The sequence below is a fragment of the Bacillus sp. FSL K6-0972 genome (genome assembly GCF_037976035.1).
GTDB lineage: Bacteria > Bacillota > Bacilli > Bacillales > Bacillaceae > Bacillus > Bacillus haynesii.
This window is the reverse complement of record NZ_CP150260.1, coordinates 412658-434045: the sequence shown is the minus strand read 5'-3', so window position 1 is coordinate 434045 and position 21388 is coordinate 412658. Positions and strand designations below refer to the sequence as shown.

The window sequence follows — 21388 nt, the reverse complement described above, 5'->3', positions numbered from 1 at the left end:
TCGCGGCAAACTGCTAAACCGCAATGAAAGCAAAGAGCCAGCATACAAGAACAGCCCAAGCGCTCGGTTCGCCCATCGGCTCTGTCAAATAGGGCTGGCCGATGATGCTTCCGTCGACATAAATAAAATGGTCCCGGATCACTATCGACTGCCAAGGCTCTGAATTTCTCCCCTCCATAATGGAAAATGTATCTCCACAGCTATCATACATCATTTTCATCAATTGGAATATAATCATAATTATGTAAATTAAGGAGCCACATGCCGAAATCCGCATTTATCCGTCCTGAAGAATATGATACAATGACAATCGATTGTTTTTTTGAAAAGAGGGGAATCCATTGAAGCGGGAACTTGTTTTGCGCTGGCTTTTTTATTTTGTCGGATTGATTGTTTTGTCTTTCGGGGTTTCTCTTACGATTGAAGGGAAAGTGCTCGGCATCGGTCCTTGGGATGCGTTTCACTACGGGCTGTATATGCTTTTGGGCCTTACGGTCGGCCAATGGGCTATTATTGTCGGGGCTGTCATCGTAGGTTTAACGTCTTTATTTACAAAAGCATGGCCGAAAATCGGCGCTGTGCTTAATATGCTGTTAATCGGTATTTTTATAGATTTCTTTACGTATATTCTTCCAGACCCGGAAACGTATATTTCAAGCACTGTCGTATTCGTGATCGGCGTCATTTTTATCGGTTACGGAGTCGGCATTTATGTGTCGGCCGATCTCGGTGCGGGTCCGCGTGACTCTTTGATGCTTTTGATTTCCGAGAAAACGGGCTGGAACGTTCAGTGGGTCCGAAACGGAATGGAGCTGACGATTTTATTGATCGGCTGGCTGCTCGGCGGGCCGATCGGCATTGGCACTGTCTTAACCGCCATTTTAACAGGCCTGATTTTGCGGTTTTCTTTGCCGCAGTCCAAACAGCTTTTAAAAGCAGCAATGACAGGAAGGCGCATCAGAGCTGCCAAGCCTGTACATATGTCGCTGAAAAAAAACGGATGAGCCTTTCATCCGTTTTTCTCATTCAAATTATTTTTTCTTTACTACCGGTATCCAAATCTCGGTGATATGGTCTTGCGCCATAATATCCCCGTCTTTCGGATAGGATTCAAATTGCGGAGCGTTTGCCAGTTCATAGCCTGTCGCCGGAAACCATTCTGAGAAGATCCTTTCCCATGTGGCTTGAACAGTCGGATTGACGGGACCGACGGCTTCAAATACGGCCCATGTTGCGGTAGGAATCGGTTTTTCGACACAGCCGGCAGGCGTGTCAGCCGTTGTTTTTTCGACCCCGATGACATAATTGAACGTATCGGCTTGATCGTTAAAATCGATGCAGACCCCAAGGAAGCCGAGTTGGCCGATATGCGGCTTTAAAGAATCGGTGAAGCCGTTGTGATTTAATTCGTTCCAAAAAGCCGGAATATCTTTTTTGTTTTGACCATCCCTCACCGTAACCTCCAATACTTTGCCGATCACCTGAAACGATTCTTTTTCAACAACCTTGTAATTCATATCCTCCACTCCTTTTATTTGAATATGAAAGGAAAGACGCGGAAATGTCCTGAGCGTCCGGCCTTTTTCACGGGCCTGTGAAGGGCTGATGCCGTGAAGGCGGCTGAAGGCCTCCTGAAAATGCTTCCGGTGTGTTGTAGCCGTACTTAAAAGCAGCATCAATCACTTTTATTTGTGAAGCAGCCAGCTCCTGCGCGGCGACTGTCAGCCTTCTTTTCCGAATATAATCGGCAAGTGTGACACCCGTCAGCATGTAGAACATCCGCTGATAATGAAATTTCGAACAATATGCGATTTTGGCGATTTCTTCGTGTTTCAGCGGCTGATCCAAGTGCTTTTCTATATAATCGATGCTTTCAGCCAAACGATTCAGAATGTCCATTGCTTCCGCTCCTCTCGTTTACAACGATACTTCATGCCAATCAGACATTCCTGTCATTCCGTGCGTTGTTGTGACAGGAGCCGAACAGCCATTTGACAGCTTCCGGAAAACGCTTCGCAAACCTCTCAAGCCGATGTGAGCCTCCTTCATCAATGACAAATTTCAGTTCTTTTTCGGAGGCGGCGCTTTCGGTTAACAGGCTGAAGGCTTCCTTCGTCCTCGATATCATCTCCTTCTGCAGATTATCCCTGTCTGCCCCTTCCGTGCTTCCGACATCCATATAAATGCGCAGATGCTCATTTTCAAAGCGGTTATTCTTCATAAACTCGGTCATTCCTTCAAACCAGAAAGACCCTGACAAAGATCCGATTTTCCCAAAAGTCTCAGATGCTAAATATGCCGTGTAAACCGAGATCAATCCGCCGAACGACTTTCCGATGATTCCTGTATGTTCACGGCTTGGATTTGTTCGGTAGCGCCGGTCGATATGAGGCTTGAGCCGATTTGCCAAAAAAGCGGCATATTCGTTGCCCTTCCCGCCGTACTTCCGTTTATTCGGCAGCAAATGCGGCTTGGGAAAAGGGGTGTATTCGCTTTCCCTGTCTTTTGGAGCCACTCCGACCAGCAGCAATTCCGGCACTTCCTGATTCAAAAACAGCTTTTCGATTGAGCGCAAACTGCCGCTGTATGCCGGATCAAACAAATCTCCCAGGTCTTGTACGTATAGGACGGGATAACGGTTTTCACCGCTCCCGTATGAAGGAGGAAGGTAGATCAAAAGCTCCCTTCCTGAGTATGTATCTTTGATCAATGTTCCGTCTATCATGTTCATCCTCCATTCTGTACGAGTATCATGCCTATCTTTCCTGCTGCCCGTTTGCTAAAATGAAAGCAGAAAAAATATCATGTGAAGAGGTTGCATTTGATGAAGATTTACGCCGTTTATATGGATCAGCTGCCGGAAGCCGGTCAATTTAACCGAATGATGGCCATGGTATCTGAAGAAAAGCGAAAAAAAGTGGGCAGATACAGATATCCCGAAGATGCCAGCCGGACGCTGATCGGGGAAGTGCTGGCGAGGCATATCATCAGCGAAACGTTTCATTTGCCGAATGATCAGATCCGTTTTACGGAAGGAAAGTACGGCAAACCGGCTGCTGAAGGCCTGAACGACTTTCATTTCAACATTTCCCACTCCGGAAAATGGATCGTGTGCGGAGCTGGCACGCAGCCGATCGGAGTGGATGTCGAAAAAATCAAGCCGATCAATTTCGACATTGCCAAGCGGTTTTTTTCACCTTCTGAGCACCATGATCTCATGGAAAAGGACGACTCAGAGCGCTTGTCGTATTTCTATCATTTGTGGACGATGAAAGAAAGCTTTATCAAACAGGCGGGAAAAGGCCTGTCTCTGCCGCTTGATTCCTTCTCCGTCAAGCTGAACGAACAGGGGCGCGCTTCGGTGGAAACTCCTCCGGGCTATCCGCCTTGTTATATACAGACCTATGAAATTGACCCCGGCTATAAAATGGCGGTGTGTTCCGCCGCGCCTGAATTTCCCGGCCGCATTGTGATGAAAAGCTGTGCTGAACTGACAATGCTTTAAAAAGTCCCGCCCTAAAAATAAGCGGTCTCCACCGCTTGCCGCAATCGCTCGATGCCGCGGCGGATGTCTTCTTCCTTCACATTGGACGTATTGATTTTTAAAAGATTTCTTTTTGGAAAAGCCGGCATATAATGAGCGTTTACCGGTTCGAGCAGGACGTCCCGTTTTTGTAAGCTTTTAATCAGACGGGAAACCGGGATCGTTCGGTCCAATTCGATATGGGTGTGGATAGCCGGATTTGCGGGAGGATGAAATTCAAACACATCTCCTAGAGACGCGGCACATTCTTTTAGCAGATCATGCAGAAGGCATGATCTTTTTTGATAGGAAGAACGAATCTTTTGCTTATGCTTTTCAAACATCCCGCTCTTCAAATAGATCTCCAAAGCGGCCTGAGAAAGCATGGAACTGTCAATGTCGAGCAGCTGTTTGTACCGGTTGAACACATTTGTCAGAGAAGCGGGGAGCACGGCGGCTCCGACCCGCAGACCCGGAAAAATAATCTTTGAGAAACTTTTCAAATAAATCACGTGTGAAGAAACGTCATAATAATGTAACGGATCCGCCTTTTTATGATTCTCCAAATCTCCTAAAAAATCATCCTCGGCGATATAGACGTCATATTTCTCCGCCAGCTTGACGATGGCCATTTTTTCCTGTTCCGTATAGGAGGTCCCGAGCGGATTGTGGAATCTCGGCATCGTATAAAAGAATTTGATGTCTTCGGTTTGAAAGATGCGCTCCAGCTCGTCCATATCGATGCCTTCAGCGGTTCTCTCGATGCCGATCGCGGGGATGCCGTGAACCTCAAGGTATTGAATCAGTAAATGATAGCTCGGCTGTTCGATCAGAATTTTCCGCTTTCCGTTAGGAAAAGGCATTGAAGCGAGCAAAGCGAGGGCTTGCTGGACGCCTGATGTAATAAAAATGTGTTCCTCTTTTGCAAACACCTGGCCGTTGGCAAGCTCTTTTTGTATGGCCTCGATTAATGACGGAAGACCTTTCGGCGTCCCATAGATAAACAGATCGTTTTTGTATGTGTCAATGGCTTTATTGATGCAATGCTGAAAATCGATGTATGGAAAAACATCCGGATCAGGAGCAGATGCTGCGAAATCGATCACAGTCTTTCCGGGGTTTGACCGCTGATTCGTTTTTTTCACGACGTAATAGCCGCTTTTCGGCACTGAATAGATGAGGTGCCGTCTTTCCAGCTCGTTAAACGCCCTGATGACCGTGCTTTTGCTTACATTGAAGCGTACAGACAGCGCGCGGATGGAAGGCAGCCTGTCCCCTTCCTGAAAGGATTTGTCTTCGATCATAACCTCCAATTGATTCATCAATGCGACATATTTGTGCATGTTCGTCTCCTTCGCCAATCTGTAACGGTACAGATTCCGTTTTTTTGTATTGTATCAGATTTCGCTTCCGTATAAGATGACAGAAGCCGGTAAAATATCTGTATTGCATGCATACTCAACGGAGATGATCGACTTTGAACAAAACTGCTTATGCGGCAGCTTTGCTCTATGCTTTTATCATTGGGCTTTCCTTTTTCTTTGTCAAATTAGCTCTCACTGCAGCGAGTCCGGTCGACATTCTGGCCCATCGCTTTACGGTCGCTTTTTTGGCTGCGCTCTTTCCCCTTCTGCTCGGATGGGTGAAGATCGCCATCAGCATAAAAGACGCACTGAAGGTGCTGCCTTTAGCTTTATTTTATCCTGTCATGTTTTTTGCTTTTCAAGTTTTCGGGCTCGTCTACACGTCTTCGTCTGAAGCCGGCATCATTCAAGCGGCGATCCCGATCTTTACGATGATATTCGCCGCTTATTTTTTAAATGAGCGGTTTACGAAGCGGCAATTCTTTTTCACCGTCTTGTCAGCGGCGGGGGTGGCCTGCATCTTTATGATGAAAAGTGCAGGCACCGGAAGTTCCGATTTGAGAGGGGCGGCGCTGATTTTGCTTTCGGCGCTTTCATCGGCGGGCTACAGTGTGCTCGCCAGAAAGATGACACGCACCTTCAGCTCGCTTGAATTAACATATGTGACAACGGGTGCGGGATTTCTTTTTTTCAACGGCATCGCCGGGATCAGTCACATGTCAGACGGCACGCTGAGCGGATTTTTTGCCCCCTTCACTGATCCGGTGTTTGTTCTTTCGGTTTTGTATTTGGGTGTGTTGTCATCGTTTGCGACATCATTTTTATCAAATTATGCTCTGTCAAAAATAGAAGCTGCGAAAATCAGCATGTTTAATCATCTGGCGACACTGGTGACGATTTTAGCGGGGATCATATGGCTGGGAGAATCACTCGAATGGTTTCACTTCGCAGGAACGGGGATGATCATTGCCGGAATGATCGGAGCGACGATGGTTCAGCCGGAAAATCAGCTGAAAAAAAGCTAAAAAAACGGAAAATCGGCTGTTTCAACACACCGATTTTCCGTTTTTCTTTAAATTGCCGGACCAGCCTCCCTGCGGCTGGCCGCGGCAATCGTTTTAATCTTGGCGGCTACTTGTTCCGTTTCTGATAAAAGATACATATGTCCGCCTTTGAAATAGTGGAAATCGATCGTACGCGCCCACTTTTTCCAGCCAAGCGCATCCTTCATGCATTTCTCATCACGATCTCCGTTCAGGATATGAACAGGCGATCTGAGCGGCGTATGATCCGTATGGCAGAACGTCTCAAGCGCTCTGTAGTCCGCTCTGAATGACGGCAGGAAAAAGCTCATGATTTCCCTGTGCTCTGCCAGTTCCTGAGGTATTCCGCCAAGCTGGCTGAGATGGTCGAGAAATGCGTCATCATTTTTGTGAGACACCTTTTGCCGCTGAATATGAGGCGGCTGAATCGCTGAAATCACCGCGGCTGCCGGAAAGATCCCTTCCTGTTCAAGCTTTTGCGCCAACCTGTAAACAACCATGCCGCCCATGCTGTGGCCGAACAGCACGAATTGGGAGGAAAGCCTCGGCTTGAGCGCCGCTATATACAGATCGACGAGTTCTTCCAAATTGTCGACAAGCGCCATTCGATTTGTTCCGTGTCCAGGCGGTTCGATCGCCAGCATATCAAAATCTGCTTTTAAATGTTCATAAAGCGGCCTGAATGATGCCGAGTATCCCCCGGCAAACGGGAAACAGATCAACTGCATGCCGCTTGCCGGCGCTCCAAACTGCTTAATGATCTCGTCCATGCATCATGCACCTCCGATTACAGCGGCACGTTCGCCCAAAATCTGTCTGATCAGATCTGCATTAGTTTTGACAAAGCCGTCCGCAAGCATTTCATCATGTCTTCCAACTCCTTGATATTCATCATAAGAAGACTCCGTTCCTTCTTTCCACGACGAAAGCCATGCCGGGAGCGGTTTCGCCTGCTCTGATTTGATCAAGATAATCTCGGAGCTGACCGTTCCTTGATGAACAAGATTGACAAAGTAAGAATAATAGGCTGTCATCTTTTTAGCGATGCCATCGGCAACCGCCTTGATTTTCATATATTCATTGTCCTTGTTGGCTTCCATCAGGGCAGCTGTATCGGTTTCAATTGACCGCCCTTCTAAATCGCTGACATCATTCTTCATATATGAGTCGATCATCAGCAGCTTTTCGACTTTCCGCCCGTTCTTTTCGAGCGCTTGCGCCACTTCAAAGGCAAGTCCGCAGCCGGCTGAATAGCCGATCAATGTCAGCGGTCCTTCAGGCTGAAGGCCGGAGATAGCTTCGGCATAGCGCACGGCTCGGTTATCGCTTTCTATAAAGTCAAACGCATGAATCTTGTACTCCGGCATTTGTGCGGCCAGTTTGCTGTACATGATGCCATATCCGAGGACGGGCGGGAAGGCGAACAAATGGCGGGTGCTTTCCTGATTGAAGACGGTTTTTTTCACGTCATCCGCATGTCCGCCTTGGTCGATATAAGCCGCGAGACCCTCGATTGTAGGCATTTCAAACAACACATTCACCGGAACATCGATGGCGAGGTCTTTCAGCATCCGGGAGGTGACGGCCATGGCTTTCAATGAATGTCCGCCGATTTCAAAAAAGTTCTCGTCTATTCCGATCTGCTGTCTGCCGAGAACCTCAGACCAAATCACCGCAAGCTTTTCTTCCGTAGCATTCCGAGGTGCACGATGCCCTGTTGAATTCGGCCGGCCATCGGCTTCAGGAAGAAGGCGGCGGTTGACTTTTCCGTTTGCGGTGAGCGGCAGCTCTTCAAGCGTGATATATGCAGCCGGCACCATGTAAGCCGGAAGCTTCCGAGCCAATTGGCGGCGAACCTCCTCGTTCGAAATCTCAGCTCCCTGCACGGGGACGACATAAGCGGTGAGCGCCGCATCCCCGTTCCCGCCTTTCATGGCAGTTACCACCGCTTCCTTTACGCCTTGACAGCGCAGCAGCTCCTCTTCGATTTCACCGAGCTCAATCCGGTGTCCGCGGATTTTCACTTGGTCATCGATCCGCCCGATGAAGTCGATATTGCCGTCCGGCAGCCAGCGGGCCAGATCCCCCGTCCTGTACATCGTTTCACCGCTGTTAAACGGATGCGGCGCGAATTTTTCCGCAGTCAGTTCCGGCCTGTTCAAATAGCCGCGCGATACCCCTGTACCGCTCAGACACAATTCACCCACCGCTCCAATCGGCTGAAGCCGGTTATTTTCCGTCAGAATGTATGCATTCGTTTCGTTTATCGGCTTGCCGATCGGAATGGATACCGCGCTGTCCTCCATGCGGTTGACCGGATAGAACGTCGCGAAGACGGTCGTTTCCGTCGGCCCGTATACATGGATGATTCTGTCCGGTCCCATGGCAGCAAATGCTTTCTTGACATGGCTGACAGATGAGCGCTCTCCGCCGAACAGGACTTTGCGAATCCCTTTCATCCACTCTGTTCCGGCATCGACCAGCAGGTTGAACAGCGCCGTTGTCACAAACATGACCGTGATGTTTTCCTTCTGAATCGTTTCTGTCAGCTTGCCGATATGGAGAATCGTCGCCTGATCAGCCACCACCAGCTTTGCTCCGTTTAACAGCGCGCCGTACACATCAAATGTGAAGCCGTCAAACGCATAGTTTGAAAGGGACAGCAAGGTGTCTTTCTCGGAAAGGCTGATGTAGTTTGTTTCTTTTACAACCCTTGTAATATTGGCATGTGTCGTCAGGTTGCCTTTCGGTTTTCCCGTTGTGCCTGACGTATACATGATATAAGCAAGGCCGTCCGGCTTGGCTGCGATTTCAAGGTTCCGCCCGCTTTCTGCAGACACCGCCGGATCGTCGATCAAGATCGTATTCTTATGAAAAGAAAGCGACGCCGCCTGCCCGGCAAGCTCTTCTTGTGTCAGCATGCAAACAGCCCCGCTGTCTTCCAGCATGTACTGAATCCGCGCTTCAGGATATTCCGGGTCAATCGGCAGATAGGCGCCCCCTGCTTTTAAGACGGCGAGTAGTGCGATGACCATTTCCGGCGAACGGCGGAACAAAAGAGCGACGGGTTCGCCGCGGCCGACGTTCTTTTTGCGCAAAAGATGCGCGACTTTGTTCGCCTGTTCGTTCAATTCCCGATATGTCAGCGTCCGCCCGGCCGCTGATACCGCGGGCTGTTCCGGGAGCGCTTCAGCATATTGCTCAAACCATTGCGGAATCGTCAGCCCGGTTGGCTTCTGTTGGACTTGACCGATAAATTCATGGAGAAGGCGCTCTTTTTCCTTCGTGGAAACGACACAAATGTCGGCAAGCGGCTGCTCCGGATTTCTAATGATCTCGCGAATGGCTGTCAAAAGCTGTTCTTTTAACTGCAAGATGAAAGATGGTTCAAAGATATTCCGATTGTATGCAAGTTTCAGCAGCATTTCTTCACCCGGTGAGGCGAGCAAATTCAGATCATAATTCGATTTTTCAAAAACGCTGATATCGTCCATTGTGAAGCCGAGATTTTTTTCTTCCTGCTGTTTGTTGGCTTCTTGCAGCGGGTAATTTTCAAAAACGATAATGTGGTCGATTAAGTTCGGCGCTGCTATATGACTTTGAATATCATAGAGCGGCACATATTGATGCGGCTCAGCTTCGAGCGCCTGCTTCTGCAAATCGGCGACCAGTTTCGTAAAGGTCGTTTGCGCGCCAAAGGTCACGCGTTTCGGGACGACATTGATAAACAAACCGACCATATGCTCGACACCTTGAATGTCAGCGGGGCGGCCTGACACAACTGTACCGAAGATCAGATCGCGGGATCGCTGATAGCGGCTGAGCAGCACCGACCACACCGCCTGAAGAGCCGTGCTCAACGTGGTATGATGCGCCTTTGCAAGCTGTGTGAACGCTTCTGTATCTTCTTTTGGAAGGGTAAACAGCAGTTCTTCCGGCTGATTGCCGGCTTGCTCCGGTTTTTTCCGTTGTTCGCTGAACGTCGTCTGCCCTTCGAATCCGGCTAAATGATGTTCCCAGTAGGCCAGCGATTTTTGTTTGTCCTGACTTTCGAGCCATTTAATATATTCTTTGTAAGGTTTGACGGGCCCGAGGCTGTATGGCTTATTTTCGCGGAGCGCTTGGTACACTTCGAACAGTTCCTGTACGACAATGCCGAAGCACCATCCGTCAAGAAGAATATGGTGATAGCTCCACACCCATTCGTAACGATCCTGTCCCTTCTTAAAAACCGCGGTTCTCATCGGAATGTCTTTTGAGAGGTTAAACCCTTTTTCTTTATCTTTTCGTTTATAATCTTCAATTCTCTCGTTTTGTTCTGCTTCAGAAAGTCCTGATAGATCAATTTCTTCTGCCTGAAATGACCTTTCCTTTAAAACGACTTGAACCGGACGTTTCATTTTTTCATGAACGAAAACGGTTCGGAATATATCATACCTGCCAATGATGACATTCATGCTTTTTTCCAATACATTTTTTTGAAAAGAGCCTTTCACCTGCATGCTGATTTGTTCAATATAAAATCCTTGTCCCGGATGCAGCAGCGTATGAAACAGCATCCCTTCCTGCATCGGCGACAAATAATATATGTCCTGGACATGTTCTTTTTTAAATTGGCTCAAGATCGTTCCCCCTTTCATAGGCTCGCCCGCTTGGCAAGCGGGCAAGTCCTCAGTGGTTAATTCAAGTTTTCTTCAAGTACATCAAACAGATCGCCCATTTCTTCCATCTCAAGATCGCCGGCAGAAAAGTCACTCGGTGTAAATTCGCGCTCTTCTTTAGCTGTACAATGGTCGATCAATGCCGTTAGGAATGCTTTGAATCTGTCCATGAGCTCCTGTATGGTCTGCCTGTCATATTCCTCTGTATTGAATGAACATGACAAGATGAATTTTTCCTTGCTGATGATGCCGCTGAAGCTCAGCGCATAGAGTGCTTCAGAGCTTTCAGAGACCTGTCTTCCCATATCATAAGGAGAAGGCCCGAAGAAGTCGGTCTGCACCTCCCTGTCGATCTGCCCCAGGTAGTTAAAGCTGATGTCAGGCTTGATCGAGAAATCGGCACCGACTTTTTTCCGGTCTGTTAAGTAGCGAAGGATGCCGTAGCCGATTCCTTTATCAGGAATGCGCCGAAGGGTTTCTTTGACGTTTTTAATGGTCTCAGGCAATCCTGCCGCTGCTTCGCTTTTTAAAATAACCGGATATTGTGCGGTAAACCACCCCGCCGTTCTCGAAATATTGATCCCTGGAATGATTTCCTCCCTGCCGTGTCCTTCCATATTGATGCAAATATTGGAGTCGTTCGTCCATTCCCTGATTGTCAGGCTGAGGGCGGAAAGCAGGATGTCGTTGATATCCGTTCCATACGGCTCATGCACTTTCGTCAGCAGCAGACGCGTCTCCGCTTCGTTTAATTCAAACTTAACGGCAGAGGTGTTTTCTGCTTTTCTTTCTGCGTCAGCGCGATCTTTCGGCAGCTCACAAATGCGCTCTTGTTCAAGTCTGCGCCAATAAGCGGCTGTTTTAAGAAAGCGTTCGGTTTGCGCATAAGCCTCAAGCTTTTCGGCCCAGTCTTTAAACGAATTGGTTTTGTCAGGGAAGACAATGTCATGCTGCTGTGCGGCTTGCGAATAGCCTGATGCAAAGTCTTCCAGCAGAATCCGCCATGACACGCCGTCGATCACCAAATGGTGAATGACGATCAGCAAATGGTCGCCTTCCGCAGTCTGATACTGTTCAGCCTTTACAAGCGGCCCGTTTTCGAGATCAAGGCTTGCCTGGAGACGGTTTGCCTGGGCGGCGATTTCCGTTTCAATGTCGGTGACATATCGAAGATCAACCACTCGAAAGGCGAACGAACCTGCACCCGGCCCGCGGTTATATTGAATGAGACGGCCGGTACTCTTTTGATACACCATGCGCAGGGCATCATGATGCTCTGTCAATGCCGCCAATGTCTGTTCGACAAGCCCCGGGTCAAACCCTGAAGGGGCGTGAAGCATAACCGATTGGTTCCAGTGATGCTCGTTCGTAAACCGGTGCTCAAAGAACCAGCGCTGGATCGGCGTCAGTGTGACTTCTCCTTCGACAGGGTCTTGATCGATCGGCTGATTGTCAGCCGCTTGAACATAAGCACTGAGCTCTCCGATCGTCGGATGCTGAAACAAGTCCTTCATTTCCAGCTTCCACCCGTGCTGCTGAAGCCGGCTTGCCATCTGAATTCCTTTGATCGAGTCCCCACCGAGTGCGAAGAAATTGTCTGTGATCCCGATTTGGTCCAGACCGAGAACCTCCTGCCAAATGTCGGCCAACAGCTGTTCCGTTTCCGTGCGCGGTGCTTTGTATTCTGCTGTCTGCGCTTCGACATCAGGCTGAGGCAGCGCCCTTCGGTCGACTTTTCCGTTCGCCGTAACCGGAAGCTCATCAAGCTGCACCCAGAATGACGGTACCATATAGTCCGGGAGCGTCTGCGCCAGCTTGCGGGCGAGGCTTTCCGGATCAAGCTGTTCATCCGCAACGACATAGCCGCACAGCGCTTTGTTGCCGTAGACGTCTTCGATGTCGGTGACGACTGCTTCCTGCACTTCAGAAAGCCGCGAAAGCTGGACTTCGATTTCAGAAAGCTCGATCCGGAAGCCGCGGATTTTCACCTGCTGGTCGATCCGGCCGATGTACTCAAGCCGCCCGTCTTTCAGCCATTTGACCGCATCCCCCGTCCGGTACATGCGCTCGCCCGGCACAAACGGGTCTTCCGTAAAACGCTTCGCCGTTTCCTCCGGCTTGTTCAAATAGCCGCGCGCAAGCCCGCGGCCGGCGATACACAGCTCGCCCGCGACGCCGACAGGCTGAACTTCGTTGTTTTGTCCAAGCACATACGCCCGGGTATTGGCGATCGGCTTTCCGATCGAAAGCATCCCTTCATCAGGATCGATCGCTGTGCTCGTCGCAACGACCGTGTTTTCCGTCGGCCCGTAGTTGTTGACAAGTGTGTAATTCCGTTTTTCGATCCGTTTCAGCTTGTCTCCGCCCGTAAGCAGCACGCGCAGCGACTGGTTGTCGAGCTCCATGAACTGTTCGCAAAGCTGTGTCGGCAGGAACGTGATCGTAATCCCGTTCTCTTCGAAGTATTGATTCAAGCGCGTAATATCCATCCGGATCGATTCATCGATGATGTGAAGCTCCGCTCCAGCGATCCAGTACGGGAACATCTCCCAGACGGAAGCATCAAAGCCAAAGCCGGCATATTTCGCGCTTTTATCCTGTTCGGTGACCGAGAATGCATCATTATGCCAATAGCACAAGTTCACGAGCGACTGATGTTCGACCATGACGCCTTTCGGCTGGCCTGTCGTGCCCGATGTGTAGATCAAGTATGCCAGGTTGTCAGGCTGAGCTTCCGCGTTTGGATTGATGTCATCCTCTGGATAAAGCTCACCATCCAGAATGGAGGCTTCTCCATTCAAATCGATCACTTCGCCGGTAAATGTGTCCGGCACCGTTAATCCGTTTTGCGTCAAAAGTAGTTCTGCACCGCTGTCTTTCAGCACGTATCCGATCCGCTCAGCCGGATAACCGGGATCGATCGGCACATAGGCCGCTCCCGCTTTCAAAATCGCGAGCACGCCGGCGGCCATTTCAAGCGAAGGCTTGACCATGATCCCGATCCGCTGTTCAGGACCAGCCCCTTTTTCGATCAGCAGGCGGGCCAGGCGGTTCGCCCGCGCGTTCAGCTCTTTGTACGTCCACTCCACACCGTTGTACACGGCTGCCCCACGGTCAGGCGTGCGAAGGACTTGTGCTTCGAACAGACCATGGACCGTTTTGTCCTGCGGCACGTCGAGCACTGTTTTATTCCATTCGTACACGATTCGCCGTTTCTCCGTTTCATCCAGAAGCGAAAGCTCTGAAATGCGGGCATCCGGGTTTTCGGCAACCGCTTCGAGCAGGTTAAGCAAATATCCGCCCCAGCGTTCAATCGTTTGTTTCTGAAACAAGTCTGTTGCATATTCGAACTGAAGACCGATTTCATGCTCTTTTTCAAAAGCCCCCAGTGTCAGGTCGAACTTGGCAGCGGCATGTGAAATCTCATACGGCTTGATTGTCAGACCGTCTAAATCGAGCGTCTCTTTATCAGGATCTTCCGTTGTCAGCATGACATTGAACAGCGGATTTCGGCTCATATCGCGCGGCAAATCAAGCTTGGCGATCAGCTCTTCAAACGGATAGTCCTGATGGTCGAGGGCTGTGAGGCTGTTGTTTTTCACCTCTTCCAAAAACTCGCTGAATGATGCTTGATCAGGTACATGGTTTTTCAGCGCCAACGAATTGACGAACATCCCCGGCATGTCTTTCAGATCAGCATTCGTTCTGCCCGCTGCCGCTGAGCCGACAACAATATCCTTTTGGCCGGCAAGGCGGCTTAAAAACAGGTTAAAAACGGCGAGCATTACAATATTCAGCGTCGTGTTCGTTTCCGCCGTCAAACGGCGGATTTTAAGGGCGGTGTCTTTTGATACTTTAAAGTGAACCCGGTCCCCGGCAAAGCTTTGGACAGGAGGACGCGGAAAGTCGAGCGGAAGGCTGAGTTCCGGAACGCTTTCCTTAAACTGACGGAGCCAGAAGTCTTCCTGTTTCCGAATGTTTTCTTGCTGGTCAGGTTCTTGCTGCCACACCGCATAATCTTTATAGTGCAGCTTCGGCTCAGGGAGCGAAGCGCCTTTATAAAGGTGTGCGATTTCTTTGACGAAAAGGCTTCTGGAAACGCCGTCCGCAATAATATGATGCGTATCAATCAAAAGCAGATGGCGCGCAGAGCTGATGGAGAGCAGCTCGGCTCTGATCAGCGGAGCCATACTGAGATCAAACGGTCTGATAAAGCGGTTGATTTCCGCTTCTGCGTCCTCTTCATGAATATGAATAACCTTTAAGTCAATGTCCGCTTTTTCATGCACAATTTGAACGGTACGGCCATCGATTTCAACAAATGCGGTCCGCAATGATTCATGGCGGTTCACCAAGTCGGCAAATGCCCGTCTTAAACGATCCGTATCAAGCTCGCCTTCCATCATGAGCACAGACGGCATATTGTAGCCCGTTCCGTTCTTTTCAAAATGATGGAGGGCATACATCCGTTGTTGAGCGGATGAAACCGGATACCAGTCGCGTTTTTCGGCAGGCTGAATCCCGCTTTGTTCTGACTGTCCTTCAGATGCTTCGATACTGCGGGCGAGCAAGCCGGCTGTCGGACAATCGAACAACGTTTTTAACGGTACTTTTTTTCCGAGCCTGGATTGGATTTCCGCTGTCAGCATCATTCCTTTTAATGAATGTCCGCCGAGATCGAAGAAATTGTCGTCAAGTCCGACCGGCCGAACGTCAAGCACCTCTTCCCAAATGCCGCAGAGGGCTTTTTCAAATTCGGTTGACGGCGCTCTATACGAATCGCTTCGCCCGTTTAGACCTTGCGGCTCCGGCAGCGCGCTGCGGTCCACTTTTCCGTTTGCCGAAAGCGGCATTTCATCCACGGTTACGAAGTATGAAGGGATCATGTACGACGGCAGCCGCTCGGAAAGACGCTCTCTCAGTTCGGAAACCGGCAGCTGTCGTTTCGCTTGAATATAAGCGCACAGCTCGTCTAACCCCGAGTCAGTCGTAAAGGAAAGGACGACCGCTCTCTCTATATCATCAAGCCCGATAAAGGCTTCTTCGATTTCTTTCAATTCGATTCTGTAGCCGCGGATTTTCACCTGATCATCCGTCCGCCCCAAAAATTCAATCTCACCATCCGGAAGACGGCGGACGAGATCCCCCGTCCGGTACATGAATGTGCCCGGTGTGTAAGGATTTTCGATAAACTTCGCAGCCGTGAGTTCCCGGTTGTTCACATATCCTCTTGCAAGCCCGCTTCCCGTTATATACAGCTCGCCTGCCGCTCCGGCAGGCACAAGACGGCGGGAAGCGTCCAATACCAGTGCTCCGGCACCCGAAATCGGCCGTCCAATCGTCGGGCGCTGGGCGAATTGCCGGATCATGCCCGGTCCGACCGTTTTAGCGATCGCACCGATCGTCGTTTCCGTGGGACCGTAATGATTGATGAATCTGGTGTCCGGAAAGCGGGAATGGAACCGCTCCACATCTTTCGAATTAATTTTTTCTCCCCCGAGTACGATCAGTCTCAATGACTGAAGCCCCTTTGCCAAAGCGAAGCTTTGCGGCTGAACGACCGTATGGAAAAGCGACGGCGTCAGCTTGATATATGTGATCCCTTGTTCACCGATATAATGAGTAAATGCCTCCGGTTCTGTATACGTTTCTTTCGGGACGATATGCAGCTCTCCCCCGGCGAGCAGCACCGGGAAAAGGCTCGTGTATCCGAGATCGAACGCATAGGAAGACAAAAGCATCGTTTTATCCGAAGCTGACAGGCGCGCCTCACTGATAAACCAGGAAACATAGTTTGCCAGATTGCGGTGTTCGAGCTGAACGCCTTTCGGCCGGCCGGTCGTTCCGGATGTGTAGATGATGTACGCCAGACTCGATCCGTCTATGATTGGTTGCGGCCGTTGATTACTTGCCATCAGCGTGTCTTTTCTGACATCTATCAATCTCCCGGTATACCAATCAGCGAGATCCGCTTGATGGGAAGGTTCTGTTAAGAGCCAGCGGGCTCCGCTGTCTTCCAGCATATATTGCACCCTGCTCGTCGGCATTTCCGGATCAATCGGCAAAAAAGCGCCTCCTGATTTCATCACGCCGAGAATCGCTGCGGCGACCTCTGCAGAACGATCCAGCATAATGCCGACAACATCGTCTTTTCCGATGCCTTCACTGCGCAGCACATTTGCGATCTGATTTGCTTTTTCATCGAGCACGCGGTATGTGAGAATTGTTTCCCCGCAGACAACGGCCGGCCGATCAGGCATTTCGGCCGCCTTTTCTTCAAACCGTACATGAAACGGCCGCTCCTCAAGGCTTTCTGCCCGGCTGTGCCTCCCTTCTTCCAGCAGAAGTGCGCGCTCTTTGACTGAAAGCAGTTCGATGTCCCGAAGCTTAATTCCGGGATTTTCGCAGATTTTTTTAATCACATTTAAGAAGTGGCCGCTCCAGCGCCTGATCGTTTCTTCTTTAAATAAGGATACGGCATAGTCAAAGCTCAAACCGATTTCGCCATCATGCTCCACGGCCTCAAGCGACAGATCGAACTTTGCTGTGCGATGGCGCACCGAGTAAGACGAAATCTGCAAATCTCCGAGTTTCAGCGTCGGGACTTCCATGTTCTGCATGTTGAAAAAGACGCTGAACAGCGGATTTCGGCTTGTATCCCGCGGCAATGGCAGTTTTTCAATCAGTTCTTCAAGCGGATAGTCCTGCTTGGCAAAGCCTTGAAGACTTGTCTCTTTGACTTCCTGCAAAAACTGCTTAAACGTTTTTTCCCCCTCGGGACGATTGCGGAGCGCCAGCGTATTGACAAACATGCCCGGAATGTTGTGCAGATCCGGATGGGTTCTGCCTGCCACAGGCGATCCGATGATCAAATCATCCTGAGACGCATACTTGGAAAGCAAGATATTAAATGCAGCCAACAGGAACATATAAAGTGTCGCATCAGCTTCAGAAAGCAGCTTTTGAATGTCTGCCGTCAGTTTTTGATCGATTCCGAAGACGACACGGTCGCCTTCAAAGCTGCGTTTTGACGGCCGCGGAAAATCGTAGGGCAGATCGAGAACAGGCAGATCGCCTTTGAAAATGTCGAGCCAATACTGTTCCTGTTCCTTCAATTTTTCCTGATGCTCCGGCCCGTTTTGCCACACAGCGAAATCTTTATAGTGGAGCTTAGGAAGAGGCGCCTCTTCTCCGTGGTAGAAGCTGGCCAGGTCGCGAATCAATATGCCGGTGGAGCTTCCGTCCGTAATAATGTGGTGCATATCGATCATCAGCAGGTGGCGCTTTTCTTCAAGCTTTACGAGCTCCGCTCGGACGAGCGGCGCCTTATCCAGCTGAAACGGCCGGATAAATTCTCTGATCGCCGCTTCGGCTTCCGCTTCTTCAGCCACTGATTCCGTCAGGCGAAAAACTGCGTCTTGATGGATGGTTTGAACGATTTCTCCATCGATTAATTCGAACGATGTGCGCAATGTTTCATGGCGGTCGATCAAGGCCTGAAACGCGGCTTCCAGACGCTCCTTATCCAATTCACCTTCCAAAAGCAGAACCGCCGGCACATTGTAGCTCGTGCTTGCTTCTTCTAGCTGATTGAGGATATACATCCGCCGTTGGGCCGACGACACCGGATAATTCGGACGGGACGGTGCCGGCGTAATCGGAGCGGTTTTCTCTTTCGTTTCCCCTTGAAGAAATTCGGCGAGCCCTCTGATCGTCGGTCTTTCAAACAATACTTTAATCGGCACCTCTTTTTGGAGCTGCTCTTGTATTTTGGCTGTCAGCATCATCGCCTTCAGCGAGTGTCCGCCGATGGAAAAGAAGTTGTCATCGACTCCCGGCTGCTTGATGCCGAGAATCTCTTCCCAGATTGCCGCCAGAATTTCCTCCGTTTCATTTTTCGGTGCTTCGAATCTACCAGTCTCTTCAGCGATAGGAACCGGAAGCTGACGTTTGTCAACCTTTCCGTTGGCTGTCAGCGGCATGCTGTCGAGTTCGATCAAATGAGCCGGAATCATATACTCCGGAAGCGACCGGGACAGCTCTGTCCGCAGCTGTGCGGCCGGCCTCGCGCCAACTGCAGTGTAATAGGCGCAAATCTCGTTTTCTCCGGCATTGTTTTCCCGAATGACAGCGGCAGCTTCTGAAACACCCTCAAGGCGGGCTAAAGCCGCTTCAACCTCGCCTAATTCGATCCGGAAGCCGCGAACCTTCACTTGATGATCGATCCGCCCGAGAAATTCGATATTCCCGTCGGGAAGCCATTTTGCCAAGTCGCCCGTGCGGTACATCCTCTTCCCTTCGGCAAAAGGATCGCCGACAAACTTTTCATCTGTCAGCTCAGGCTGGTTCAAGTAGCCGCGGGCCACCCCGTCTCCGCCGACACACAGCTCGCCGGGCACGCCGATCGGCTGAAGCGCGCCGTATTCATCAACGATATAGGCGGTTGAATTTCCGATCGGCTTTCCAATCGGGATCGTTCTCTCATATGCTTGATCGATGAGAAAACAGGTCGAAAATGTTGTATTTTCAGTAGGCCCGTATCCGTTCCAAAGCGAGAGTTCCGGCGATTCGCGTTTGACTCTGTTGACGATTCCAGGAACAAGGGCATCTCCGCCGATAATCAGATCATTCAAGGTTGCAAACATTCCCGGATCCTGCTGAGCAAGCTGATTGAAAAGAGGCGAAGTCAGCCACATTGTTGTGATGCCGGTTTCCTTCAGGAACATTTTGAACCGCTTTCCATCAAGGAGCGTCTCTTTCGGGACGGGATAAAGGGTTCCTCCATTTAGCAGCGCGCCGAATACTTCAAATGTACTGGCATCAAAGCTGACGGCCCCCGTCTGTGCCATCTTCACGCCGCTCTTCAGCGGGATGTAGCCCGCATTTTTGACAAGACGGACGATATTGCGGTGTTCGACCATAACGCCCTTCGGCTTGCCCGTCGATCCGGATGTATAAATGTAATAGGCAAGATCTCCGGGTTTGTTGACATGTTCAAGGTTGGCAGTCTCTTCTTTTTCTGCATCCACCGCATTTGCAGCGAGCACCTCATACCCTTCCAGTGAAATCTGCGTACTGTCTTTTGTAAGGACGATCTTTGCCCCGCTGTCTTCGAGCAAAAAGCAAATCCGCTCTTCAGGATATCCGGGATCGATCGGTACGTACACGCCGCCTGCCTTCAGTACCGCCAGCATACTGACGGCTGCTTCAAGCGACCGCTCCATCATAATGGCCGCGGCATTTCCCTGCATCAAGCCTCTTGCTTTCAGCCTTCTCGCGAGCTGATTGGCTTTCTCATTCAGCCTGCGGTAAGTCAGGCTTCTTCCGTCAGCGGCAACAGCCGTTTTGTCAGGAGACGCTTCAACCTGTTCTTCAAACAGCTCCGGAATCGTCTTTTCTCTTGGATAACCGGTTTTCGTTTGATTAAAAGCGAGCAGCGTTTGTTGCTCCTGTTTTGATAACATATCGGCGCTGCCTGCTTTTGATTCGGGATTTGCAATCGCCTCTTCTGCAAGTCTCGTTAAATGCCCTGCGGCCTGCTCAATGAAAGCCGCGTCAAAAGCTTCGCCGTTGTATTTCAATTTGATCGTCCACTCCGCTCCCGGATAAACGATCAAATTAAAGTCGTAATTCGTTTGTTCAAAAGCTCCGGCAGCCTTGATAGAAAAGCCGAGCCGCTCATGGATCGTTCCGTTTTCCAGCTCTTTATCAAGCGGATAGTTCTCAAACGCGACAAGGTGGCTGATCAAGCGGCCGTCCAATGCCGATTGCTTCTGAATCTCATAGAGCGGGAGATAGTCGTACCGCTCCGCGTCAATTGCATGCTGCTGTGCTTGTTTAAACAGCTCGGCAAACGATGCGTTTTGATCGACCCTTAAACGGACGGGGATCGTGTTGATGAACAGCCCTGCCATATGTTCGATTCCGTCAATTTCCGACGGGCGCCCGGACACAACCGTGCCGAACACCACATCTTCGGATCTGTTATATTTAGCAAGCACTGTTCCCCAAATCGCCTGAAAAAGATTGGGAGCTGTGACATGATAGCGGTTTGCCGCCTTTTGAAGAGCATCCACCATGTCTTTGTCCCAAACAAACGTGAACTCCTCGTTCCGGTACGATCCTGAATCCGGCTGCGTTTTTCCGCCGGGAATGACGCTCGGGCTTTCTAAACCCGAAAGGCGGTGTTCCCAGTAGGATGCCGCTTCATCCTTATCCTGCCGGCCGAGCCATTTAATATAGTCCGCATACGGTTTTCCCTGAGCAAGCGGAACCGTCCGGTTTGCTCGAAACGCTTCATAGTTTTGAAAAAGGCGTTTCATCAATATCCCCATGCTCCAGCCGTCCATCACGATATGATGGTTGCTCCAGACGAGATGGTATTTTTTCCGGTCAAGCCGAAAGACCGCCGTTTTAAACAGCATGTCTTTCGCCAAATTAAACCCGGCCGCCTGTACCTCTTGTTTATACCGGTCAATGCGGGTTTTTTGCCTTTCCTCATCCAAGTCCGCAAGATCCTCAAATTCCACTATTGCCTGCCGTTCAGCCAGGACAACCTGGCGCGGTTTTTGCAATTGCTGATGAACAAAAACCGTTCTGAGAATATCGTATGAACGCACGAGCTGATTCACGCTTTTTTCAAAGATCCCCAAATCAAATTCCCCGTCTATGAAAAGCTCCAGCTGTGTGAAGTAAGAGGAAGATTCCGGATCAAGCATTGCGTGGTACAGCATTCCTTCCTGCATCGGTGTCAAAGGATACACCTTTTGAATCTTTTGTTTCCCCATAAGGCACCTC

11 protein-coding genes are annotated in these 21388 nt (G+C 50.1%); 3 read left to right on the top strand and 8 right to left on the bottom strand.

The annotated features are described in order from the left end of the window. Nucleotides 1–13: 13 nt before the first annotated feature. Entirely contained in the window at nucleotides 14–178 is a 165-nt protein-coding gene (locus MKX80_RS02240; RefSeq protein ID WP_268342654.1) for a hypothetical protein, read from the bottom strand. Nucleotides 179–341: 163 nt separating this feature from the next. Between MKX80_RS02240 and MKX80_RS02235 the strand changes: the two genes are divergently transcribed. Next, nucleotides 342–1004 (top strand): YitT family protein, encoded by a 663-nt coding sequence (locus MKX80_RS02235; protein WP_075753853.1) that lies wholly within the window; start codon nucleotides 342–344, stop codon nucleotides 1002–1004. A gap of 27 nt (nucleotides 1005–1031) precedes the next feature. On the opposite strand, the gene MKX80_RS02230 is transcribed toward MKX80_RS02235, so the two are convergent. From MKX80_RS02230 to MKX80_RS02220, 3 genes are all read right to left on the bottom strand, one after another. After that, nucleotides 1032–1517, bottom strand: a complete 486-nt coding sequence (locus MKX80_RS02230; protein ID WP_326849665.1) for a GyrI-like domain-containing protein — start codon at nucleotides 1515–1517, stop codon at nucleotides 1032–1034. 67 nt (nucleotides 1518–1584) lie between these two features. Then, on the bottom strand, nucleotides 1585–1899 hold the full coding sequence (locus tag MKX80_RS02225; RefSeq protein ID WP_326099708.1) for a helix-turn-helix domain-containing protein: 315 nt from the start codon (nucleotides 1897–1899) through the stop codon (nucleotides 1585–1587). A 40-nt stretch (nucleotides 1900–1939) separates the two neighbouring features. After that, nucleotides 1940–2725, bottom strand: a complete 786-nt coding sequence (locus MKX80_RS02220) for an alpha/beta hydrolase-fold protein (protein WP_182069337.1) — start codon at nucleotides 2723–2725, stop codon at nucleotides 1940–1942. Nucleotides 2726–2824: 99 nt separating this feature from the next. Here MKX80_RS02220 and MKX80_RS02215 point away from each other — a divergent pair, with 99 nt between their 5' ends. Continuing rightward, on the top strand, nucleotides 2825–3505 hold the full coding sequence (locus MKX80_RS02215; RefSeq protein ID WP_182071079.1) for a 4'-phosphopantetheinyl transferase superfamily protein: 681 nt from the start codon (nucleotides 2825–2827) through the stop codon (nucleotides 3503–3505). 11 nt (nucleotides 3506–3516) lie between these two features. Here MKX80_RS02215 and MKX80_RS02210 read toward each other — a convergent pair whose 3' ends face one another. Further along, complete coding sequence (locus MKX80_RS02210; protein WP_268315674.1) at nucleotides 3517–4866, bottom strand: PLP-dependent aminotransferase family protein; 1350 nt, start codon at nucleotides 4864–4866, stop codon at nucleotides 3517–3519. A gap of 134 nt (nucleotides 4867–5000) precedes the next feature. On the opposite strand from MKX80_RS02210, the gene MKX80_RS02205 reads away from it, so the two are divergent. Then, nucleotides 5001–5912, top strand: a complete 912-nt coding sequence (locus MKX80_RS02205; RefSeq protein ID WP_182069341.1) for a DMT family transporter — start codon at nucleotides 5001–5003, stop codon at nucleotides 5910–5912. A 47-nt stretch (nucleotides 5913–5959) separates the two neighbouring features. Here the strand turns inward: MKX80_RS02205 and licTE are convergent, their stop codons facing one another. The 3 genes from licTE to licB are packed head-to-tail and all read right to left on the bottom strand — an operon-like array spanning nucleotide 5960 to nucleotide 21378. Further along, a complete protein-coding gene (licTE, locus tag MKX80_RS02200; RefSeq protein ID WP_182069343.1) occupies nucleotides 5960–6700 on the bottom strand; it encodes a lichenysin biosynthesis thioesterase LicTE in 741 nt (246 codons plus the stop codon). A 3-nt stretch (nucleotides 6701–6703) separates the two neighbouring features. After that, entirely contained in the window at nucleotides 6704–10552 is a 3849-nt protein-coding gene (gene licC / locus MKX80_RS02195) for a lichenysin non-ribosomal peptide synthetase LicC (RefSeq protein ID WP_268342653.1), read from the bottom strand. Nucleotides 10553–10608: 56 nt separating this feature from the next. Next, the gene (licB, locus tag MKX80_RS02190) at nucleotides 10609–21378 is read right to left on the bottom strand and encodes a lichenysin non-ribosomal peptide synthetase LicB (RefSeq protein WP_339227858.1); all 10770 of its coding nucleotides are present in this window, start codon (nucleotides 21376–21378) and stop codon (nucleotides 10609–10611) included. Between the last annotated feature and the right edge of the window lie 10 nt (nucleotides 21379–21388).

Excerpts from the sequence above, each read along its gene's own strand:
- MKX80_RS02240 (WP_268342654.1), bottom strand. The coding sequence starts at position 178 with ATGGAGGGGAGAAATTCAGAGCCTTGGCAGTCGATAGTGATCCGGGAC.
- MKX80_RS02230 (WP_326849665.1), bottom strand. The coding sequence starts at position 1,517 with ATGAATTACAAGGTTGTTGAAAAAGAATCGTTTCAGGTGATCGGCAAA.
- MKX80_RS02225 (WP_326099708.1), bottom strand. The coding sequence starts at position 1,899 with ATGGACATTCTGAATCGTTTGGCTGAAAGCATCGATTATATAGAAAAG.
- MKX80_RS02220 (WP_182069337.1), bottom strand. The coding sequence starts at position 2,725 with ATGATAGACGGAACATTGATCAAAGATACATACTCAGGAAGGGAGCTT.
- MKX80_RS02215 (WP_182071079.1), top strand. The coding sequence starts at position 2,825 with ATGAAGATTTACGCCGTTTATATGGATCAGCTGCCGGAAGCCGGTCAA.
- MKX80_RS02210 (WP_268315674.1), bottom strand. The coding sequence starts at position 4,866 with ATGCACAAATATGTCGCATTGATGAATCAATTGGAGGTTATGATCGAA.
- licTE (WP_182069343.1), bottom strand. The coding sequence starts at position 6,700 with ATGGACGAGATCATTAAGCAGTTTGGAGCGCCGGCAAGCGGCATGCAG.
- licB (WP_339227858.1), bottom strand. The coding sequence starts at position 21,378 with ATGGGGAAACAAAAGATTCAAAAGGTGTATCCTTTGACACCGATGCAG.